Annotated in this window: 8 protein-coding genes and 2 pseudogenes; 4 read left to right on the top strand and 6 right to left on the bottom strand. The window is 35.9% G+C overall.

Annotated elements, in window-relative coordinates; all coding sequences use genetic code 11:
- Positions 1-243: 243 nt before the first annotated feature.
- Positions 244-447, bottom strand: coding sequence for a DUF1657 domain-containing protein (locus F1560_RS21140; protein WP_095308175.1), 204 nt, complete (start codon positions 445-447; stop codon positions 244-246).
- Positions 448-798: 351 nt separating this feature from the next.
- On the bottom strand, positions 799-939 hold the full coding sequence (locus F1560_RS22255; protein ID WP_187773793.1) for a hypothetical protein: 141 nt from the start codon (positions 937-939) through the stop codon (positions 799-801).
- 23 nt (positions 940-962) lie between these two features.
- Between F1560_RS22255 and F1560_RS22810 the strand changes: the two genes are divergently transcribed.
- Both F1560_RS22810 and F1560_RS22520 read left to right on the top strand, forming a co-directional pair.
- A complete protein-coding gene (locus tag F1560_RS22810) occupies positions 963-1,268 on the top strand; it encodes an AAA-type ATPase lid domain-containing protein (protein ID WP_149476594.1) in 306 nt (101 codons plus the stop codon).
- A 122-nt stretch (positions 1,269-1,390) separates the two neighbouring features.
- Positions 1,391-1,534, top strand: coding sequence for a helix-turn-helix domain-containing protein (locus F1560_RS22520; RefSeq protein ID WP_245347660.1), 144 nt, complete (start codon positions 1,391-1,393; stop codon positions 1,532-1,534).
- A 301-nt stretch (positions 1,535-1,835) separates the two neighbouring features.
- On the opposite strand, the gene F1560_RS21130 is transcribed toward F1560_RS22520, so the two are convergent.
- From F1560_RS21130 to F1560_RS21120, 3 genes and pseudogenes are all read right to left on the bottom strand, one after another.
- Positions 1,836-2,345, bottom strand: coding sequence for a DUF3231 family protein (locus tag F1560_RS21130; RefSeq protein WP_149476593.1), 510 nt, complete (start codon positions 2,343-2,345; stop codon positions 1,836-1,838).
- A 188-nt stretch (positions 2,346-2,533) separates the two neighbouring features.
- Positions 2,534-3,418 (bottom strand): annotated as a pseudogene (locus tag F1560_RS21125) (IS110 family RNA-guided transposase); the annotation flags it as partial.
- 265 nt (positions 3,419-3,683) lie between these two features.
- Positions 3,684-4,304 (bottom strand): annotated as a pseudogene (locus F1560_RS21120) (endonuclease V).
- A 285-nt stretch (positions 4,305-4,589) separates the two neighbouring features.
- On the opposite strand from F1560_RS21120, the gene F1560_RS21115 reads away from it, so the two are divergent.
- Positions 4,590-5,834, top strand: a complete 1,245-nt coding sequence (locus F1560_RS21115) for an MFS transporter (RefSeq protein ID WP_425466049.1) — start codon at positions 4,590-4,592, stop codon at positions 5,832-5,834.
- A gap of 97 nt (positions 5,835-5,931) precedes the next feature.
- Here the strand turns inward: F1560_RS21115 and F1560_RS21110 are convergent, their stop codons facing one another.
- Positions 5,932-6,102, bottom strand: a complete 171-nt coding sequence (locus tag F1560_RS21110) for a hypothetical protein (protein ID WP_245347906.1) — start codon at positions 6,100-6,102, stop codon at positions 5,932-5,934.
- A gap of 361 nt (positions 6,103-6,463) precedes the next feature.
- On the opposite strand from F1560_RS21110, the gene F1560_RS22620 reads away from it, so the two are divergent.
- Positions 6,464-6,586: a YqzL family protein gene (locus tag F1560_RS22620; RefSeq protein ID WP_149476590.1), complete on the top strand. Its 123-nt coding sequence runs from the start codon at positions 6,464-6,466 to the stop codon at positions 6,584-6,586.
- Positions 6,587-6,950: the final 364 nt, after the last annotated feature.

The raw sequence follows: 6,950 nt of genomic DNA, 5'->3' as shown, positions 1-6,950 counted from the left end.
TTTTGCTTTATTAGATGGTTGCTGACTAATTAGTTTTTCATTGGAAATCTTTGTAATATCCGGAGAATCAACGCTTTGTTGTTGTCCTTGTTCCTGTGGTGGTTCATTTCCACAAGCGGTCAATAATAAAGCTAAACAAAGGAAAAAAAATACTGTGGTTGTTCGCATGTCTCACACCCATCTCTTCATTTGAGGTATGTAGGAGGCTACTAAAAGCCCTCCTTTAGTTACTCGCCAATGCTTTTATTGTTTGTATTGTGGTTCTTCTTGTTCTATTTGAGTAACTCTTGGTTCTACATTGTTTAGTACGCCCATAGTTTGTTGTGCTGCATCTTGATATAGTTGTTTTGCTTGTTTGTTTTCTGTCTCAAGTGCAAACTGTTCAAAACTTGCCTGAACACTTTTCAATCCTGCAATTGTTTGTTTTACTTGTGTTGCTACTGTCATATCATCCCTCCTCATTACTTGCACTATGTATTTTTGTAGATATAGTAATTAAATATACTAGTAAGTTCTACCATTTCTGTAGATGAAGGTTAGGTGTTTAATTTTTTATAGGTTAATTTGTTAGTAAGCAGAAGAAATAGATCACACGCTTTTAAGATGTGGTCTAATGTTATGATTTATGTTTGCGGGCGGTGTTGGGTAAAAAGCCATCGCTAACGGGCTGTATCCAAATATCTTTCGGTATAGATAGATGGGCCACACCACCTTTTCCGAGTGCTGCTTTCCGATATTCATAATCCGGGGAAGGAGTGGCTGTCCGTAACCAAAGAGGAATATTGTGCAGTGGTGCGATTAGCTGTTGCTGATTGATGTCCTGAGACCAGCATTATATTCGGAATCTTTCGCTTTTATTTTTCTTAATGTTTCATTCACTGAATCTAATGGAGTGATTTTTCGACCTACCATTGATTGATGGATATCCATGATATTCATTCCTAACTTCCCCCTTCACTAAATTGCAGGTACTTGAAATAAAAGTAAACTTCCGTCTCATTGCAGCAACAAATAGTAATTTATACGAAGAAGTAGAGAAAGGTAATTTTCGGGAGGAGTTATATTATCGATTAAATGTTATCCCGATTAAAATCCCACCTTTACGTGAAAGAAAAGAAGACATTCTTTCTTTCGTCCATTACTTCATTCATTTTTTTAATGATAAATATGGATTGTCAAAAACGATTTCCCCTCGTGCAACTGAATTACTACAACAATATCAATGGCCAGGGAACGTAAGAGAATTAAAAAATATTGTAGAACCTTAATCATACTAACAGAGAATAATATAATTGATGAAAGAGGTTTAGATTCGATATCTTTGCCCATACAAAATGAACGCAAATTGGAATCGGTTTCAGATTATGTTGTAGTTCATGAGATTATGCCGTTGAATGAATGCATCGAAGAAGTCGAAAGGCAGTTGTTAACATTGGCAAAAGAAAAATATCAACATACAACAAAAATCGCCAAAGTACTAGGAGTTAATCAATCAACCATTAGTAGAAAAATAAGAAATTTAGGAGTTGAATAAGAGGCGATTTTTAAAAACACCTTTATCATCTACACCTGGCATTAGCTTATGTTTTATTACCATTCGTTTTTGAGATGTTATAAAAGGAATATTCCGTTGCTTAATTATTCTTAATTATTCCGCAAACGGAGTTCGAATTTTTTGGTAAATGCCCGAAAGGATTTACTTAGCTTGGTGGCATAGTGTAGACTAAATTTACAGAATTATTATACATAAAACAATGCAATATAAAGTTTGTGAAAAGATGTACTTACGCTAACTGGCAGGATAATACAATAAGAAAAAGAGTAAACCTAAAGGTTTACTCTTCAATGTTACTATGATGAAGGGGTGGTGGAACTAACCATCCTTTTTCTTTATTTAATCGCAGAACTTTGGCTCCAAGTGTTGCCTTTTGAACATGAAATTGACCGAACATCGTTGCAATATCTTCTCGAATGGATTGCCCGATAATTGTACTGCATGCTACTAATCCTGCTGCAATGTTTCCTGAAAGCATAGCTGCTATTTCAGGGTCTGAAAAACGCGCTCCAGCTGGAATGTCATTCAAGTTAGCTTTAGGTTGCTCAGGGGGGGTTGGGGGTAATGCAACACCATTTGCTTTTAATAGGCTTTCAATCTCTTTAATTTCTTGCTGTCCACCCCGTATGGCTTCTTCAAGTAATTTTTGTAAGTCTTCATCACCTGCATGATTTAGGTGAGTTTGATAACCTGCAATAGCCCCTTTTGCCGTTAATAGAAATGACCATGTACTAAATACTTCACCATAGTGCATGGGTTCATCTGTTGGATTTCCACTTAAAATGCCCATTGTAATCCTCCTTATTAAATTCATGTTTAGTGCACCTTCCATAATGCACCTTAATATGTTTCCCAGTTATTTTTAAAATATTTATATTTAAGCTAAACCAGCTAATAGTTGTCAATATTTTTCACATAAAAAATTAAATTTCTCATGATATACTAAAAAAATACACATGCCAAATAACTCTCCATTATTCAGTGGTTGGAAGGTTTTACTATATTTAGTGCTATATCTTGGAAAGTAGTTCTGCTTTTTAGTAGGGTGTAAATCCAGTGTAAGAGCTTATTTACACATGCAATAACTGCTACTCTAAAGGGTTTGCCTTCTTCACTTTTTTTATCGTAAAACTCTCTTAGTTAGGGCGTGCCGTAGTCTATTAGATCCTCGTTTGGTGATTCGATTTACTGATGCTGTAAACTTACCAGAAGAGTAAACACTCGGATCCACTCCAGCGAATGCAACGAGCTTTTTGGCATTACTAAATCGATCTATCTCCAATCTCGGAAATAATCGTGGCAGCGATTTTTTCTCCGATTCCAGGAATAGATTGCAGAATATGATATTCTTCTTCTTTAGCCAGGGCATCTATTTCAGTCGCAATCTTAGATAGATGCTCTTGGTATTGAAGAACAAGATTAACTAACATTTCAAGATTAAAGATATTACTCTGATACAGGTTGTTTTGGAACGGATTACGTAGGGCAGCTTCTTTTAACTTTTTTGCCCTTTCTTGTGCCCAAAGATCTGAACGACTTTTACATAATGAACTTATCTTCTCTGATAATTCCTTTTCACTTGCACTTAATACAGCCTCGGATGTTGGGAATGCTAGTAAAGTAAGCAAAGATACCCTTGAATATAAACTCCCAAACACACCTCTATATTCTGGAAATACTTGATCTAACAAGGCGTGTAACTGTATCTTAGTTTTGGCTGATATATCTGCAATACTTTCTTGTTGTCTAGTAAGGTTACGAAGGTTTAAAAAGTTGAACACCTCGCTTTTTATAAGGCTCTAACTCTTCTTTATAAAACAGTTCACAAAGGTGATAGGCATCTACTGCATCTGTTTTAACTTTATCGTACGGGAATTCGACTTTTTTAGGTTAAAATTCAATTAGTATACAGAATTCCCGAAATGTCGGCTATATCCCAACATGCAAAATATCGGTTAAAATAAGTGCAAGATAGCGTCTAAAGTGACAGGCAGTGCATAAGCTCTACCACCGCTTCTGAATCCATCAGACATAGATATCCCTTTTTCCGTAATTAATATAAGACTATAAAGTCTCCCGTAATACATTATGTATAAGTAATTGAATATAATTGGGGTAAATTAACAACCTACTGGTTCCTAGCCATTTGTTTTCTCATACGCTTTATTTCCAAATCGGCCATCCTTACTGGAATTGGCAGACGACTTTCATCATTAATTAAGTTTAATGTAATTTTTGTAGTTGTTTGTAAATCAATATAGTTTCCACAAGGGATGAAAATGGGTGTTACGTCTTTATGAGTACGCAAAACTCTGCCATATATTTCATCCCTTACGATAATATCTTCATAAGAATCTGCTTCCCAGACATCATGAAATCAACACCATGTATTTTAAAGTAGCTTTTTGCTACTCCGATAGTTGGCTTATCAAAAAAAGGAGGCGTGTGCCGCAATTCCCATATGACGGGGATGCAGATATCCATTTCCGTCGAACATAAAAAGATCCGGTATGTTAGAAAGTCCCCTAGCTGCTTTGATAACGAGTGGAAGTTCTCCAAATGCTAAATATACGGGAACGTACGGAAAAGTAATCTTTCCGATGCTACGTGCTTTTTCAACAAATGCCTTCGTTTCATCATTGATAACGATAATGCAACAGACTCCCCATTCAATTTCTTCCTCTTCCCAGTAAGCTAAATATACCCCCGCACAAAACTTTATACTTTTATCAAAAAGGGTATTTTTCAGGCTAATTTTGCTAAAGAAATGGTTCTGAATGATTTCAAACTTTTCTATTTCAAAGTTTAGTGGATGTATTTCTTCAATTTTCGTTTTAATTCCTCCCTCGTAAATTTATCACTTTCCTCGTTGATGTTTATATTATATCATCTTTGCTTGTGTAACTTTCCGCCCGAATTCCAAGTGGAATGGCCACGGAAAATAAAGGGTTCATTATATAGCAAAACTTCATAGAAAGGTTATTTTTCGTACATTCTAAACACAGTGTGATTTTTAAATGAAAGGAGTTTCATGATGTCGAAGAAAAAGGTTGAAATAGCCCAGGATGAAATAGCCAAAAAGCGTTGGGCAATTATATCGCTTGCCTCTATCCCCTTAATTATGACACTGGGAAATTCAATGCTTATTCCCATTCTTCCTTTAATGGAAAAAAAGCTTGGTATCACAACGGTACAATCCAGTTATATAATCACCCTATATTCCATTGTCGCCATCGTTCTTATTCCCATCGCTGGGTATTTATCGGATCGGTTTGGACGGAAAATTGTAATCCTTCCCTCATTAATCATTGCTGGAATTGGTGGCCTTGTCTCAGGATGGGCCGCATGGAAAATGGAAAGTCCCTATTTTTTTATTATGATTGGAAGGGTCCTGCAAGGTATTGGCGCCGCAGGTACCGCCCCTATTGTTATGCCTTTAATTGGGGATCTTTTCAAGAAAGACGAAGAAGTAAGTTCTTCCCTTGGCATTATTGAAACTTCCAACACATTTGGAAAAGTTTTAAGCCCAATACTGGGATCCCTACTAGCGGTATTTATCTGGTTTCTACCCTTTTTCGCCTTTCCGGTATTTTGTCTGATTTCTGCTTTACTAATCTTATTTTTAATCAAAAAGCCTAAGAAGGAAGAAGAGCCTTTAACATTTAAGCAATTCACGCAAAACACAAAGTCTATTTTCCGCATGCATGGTAAATGGTTATTTGCAGTATTTATTATCGGTATCATTTTAATGTTTATGCTATTTAGTATTCTCTTCTATTTATCAAACATATTAGAAGATGAACATCATTTTACGGGGATTAAAAAGGGATTTATTTTAGCTATTCCACTAGCCTCCCTTTGTATTTCATCATTTATAGCAGGAAAGGTTATTAAAGATAATATGGTGACGATGAAATGGATTACTTTTGGAGGGATTGTGCTATCTGGGGTGTCCGCTTTAGCTGTAAGTTTCTCAGCTCAACTCATCTATTTGCTTGCTGTGTTTTTAACATGTGGCATTGGAATCGGTGTGAGCCTCCCTTGCCTTGATGCGCTTATTACCCAGACAATTGAAAAGGAAACACGCGGGACAATCACATCCTTTTATAGTGCGATGCGCTTTGTAGGTGTCGCAGCAGGACCACCCGTTATGGCCCTTTTTATGAAGCATAATGTATCGTTTATGTTTATATTACTTGCCGTATTTGGTCTCATTGCTGCGTTATTGGCATTTAAGATCATACGCCCCCCAAAAGAAAGTGATAAAAGGCCTGTGTAACAACAGTTGAATCCCCCATTTAATCCTTTTTTAAGATAAATAACTAGAAAGGCTGCGGTAGTTTATCCCCTACTGCAGCCTTTTTTACCTATTTTACTTAATAGCTTTTATCAATGAATTTCCGTTCCATATACGCTTTTTCCATACCCAATTCTCTGTTAATTAATAATCCCATTCCCTCTAAATCAATCGTTACAATTTGGTCTGCTTTTGACCAATCGACACTATAAACAAAATAGTAGTGATTTATTAATCTTAAGACAACCACTGAGTTTGGGAACTTATCAAATCTTACCCTTATTCCCCGTCGCCCCTTGAACCTTTATTATGAAGGTTCAAGGGGCAAAGGAGGTGCATACTTATTTATTTGCTTCTTCCTGATTTATTATGTAAGTAAATAAAATTAGTACCAATTCATTGGTTTCACACCTCCTCAAACTTTGATAGACAAAATAATCCTACACCATACAAGGGGGGCCGGGATTTTAATAACGGAAGATGCTTAAACGTAGTAAACCTCCTAATGCACTATATAGTTCCATATTCGTTTATTTAACAAATTTTACATTGAATGATTTCTGCTTTTTCTCAAAAAGTAATCCTAATACAAATTTATAAGGTGGGATAGTATGTCTAATTTTATTTGGAGAGTTTTCAAAGAAACAGGTAGTGTGGGTGTATACTTGCTTTTAAAGAAATTAGAAGGAGAAATCAATAACAAGGGTACAGTACTATACACAAAGCGCCCATAGTAGGTGCCAAAATCAGTGAACGAATAGCAATAACTGAATGTTGTGGACCATAGTTGTTGTTTCGGACAACTTGTAAAGGGGGGACGTCAGGAAAATGCAGATATACAACTTAAGCAAATTAGAGCATGATAGGTTGGTTCCTTTACAATGTTTAGGAACCAATTTTCTGATTTAGTTTATTAAGCCAAAGCCCCCGATTATGGAAGATTTGAATTCAAGGTAAAAGGACAACAATAATAACGTTATCCTTTAGTTAGATACTCTTCTTTATTATTAAGCCTCTGCTAGCATTAGCTTGAAATTCGTATAATACTGTTTTTGTTTCTACTCACAACCTCTATTCACCAGGTGATCTTTTATTTCA

It is taken from the genome of Oceanobacillus polygoni, assembly GCF_008304605.1.
GTDB classification, from domain to species: domain Bacteria; phylum Bacillota; class Bacilli; order Bacillales; family Amphibacillaceae; genus Oceanobacillus; species Oceanobacillus polygoni.
This window is presented reverse-complemented; position numbering and strand designations above follow the sequence as displayed.

Bases quoted from the DNA above. Each gene is read 5' to 3' on its own strand.
- F1560_RS21115 (WP_425466049.1), top strand. From the start codon at position 4,590: ATGTCGAAGAAAAAGGTTGAAATAGCCCAGGATGAAATAGCCAAAAAG.
- F1560_RS21130 (WP_149476593.1), bottom strand. From the start codon at position 2,345: ATGGGCATTTTAAGTGGAAATCCAACAGATGAACCCATGCACTATGGT.
- F1560_RS21140 (WP_095308175.1), bottom strand. From the start codon at position 447: ATGACAGTAGCAACACAAGTAAAACAAACAATTGCAGGATTGAAAAGT.
- F1560_RS22620 (WP_149476590.1), top strand. From the start codon at position 6,464: ATGTCTAATTTTATTTGGAGAGTTTTCAAAGAAACAGGTAGTGTGGGT.
- F1560_RS22255 (WP_187773793.1), bottom strand. From the start codon at position 939: ATGAATATCATGGATATCCATCAATCAATGGTAGGTCGAAAAATCACT.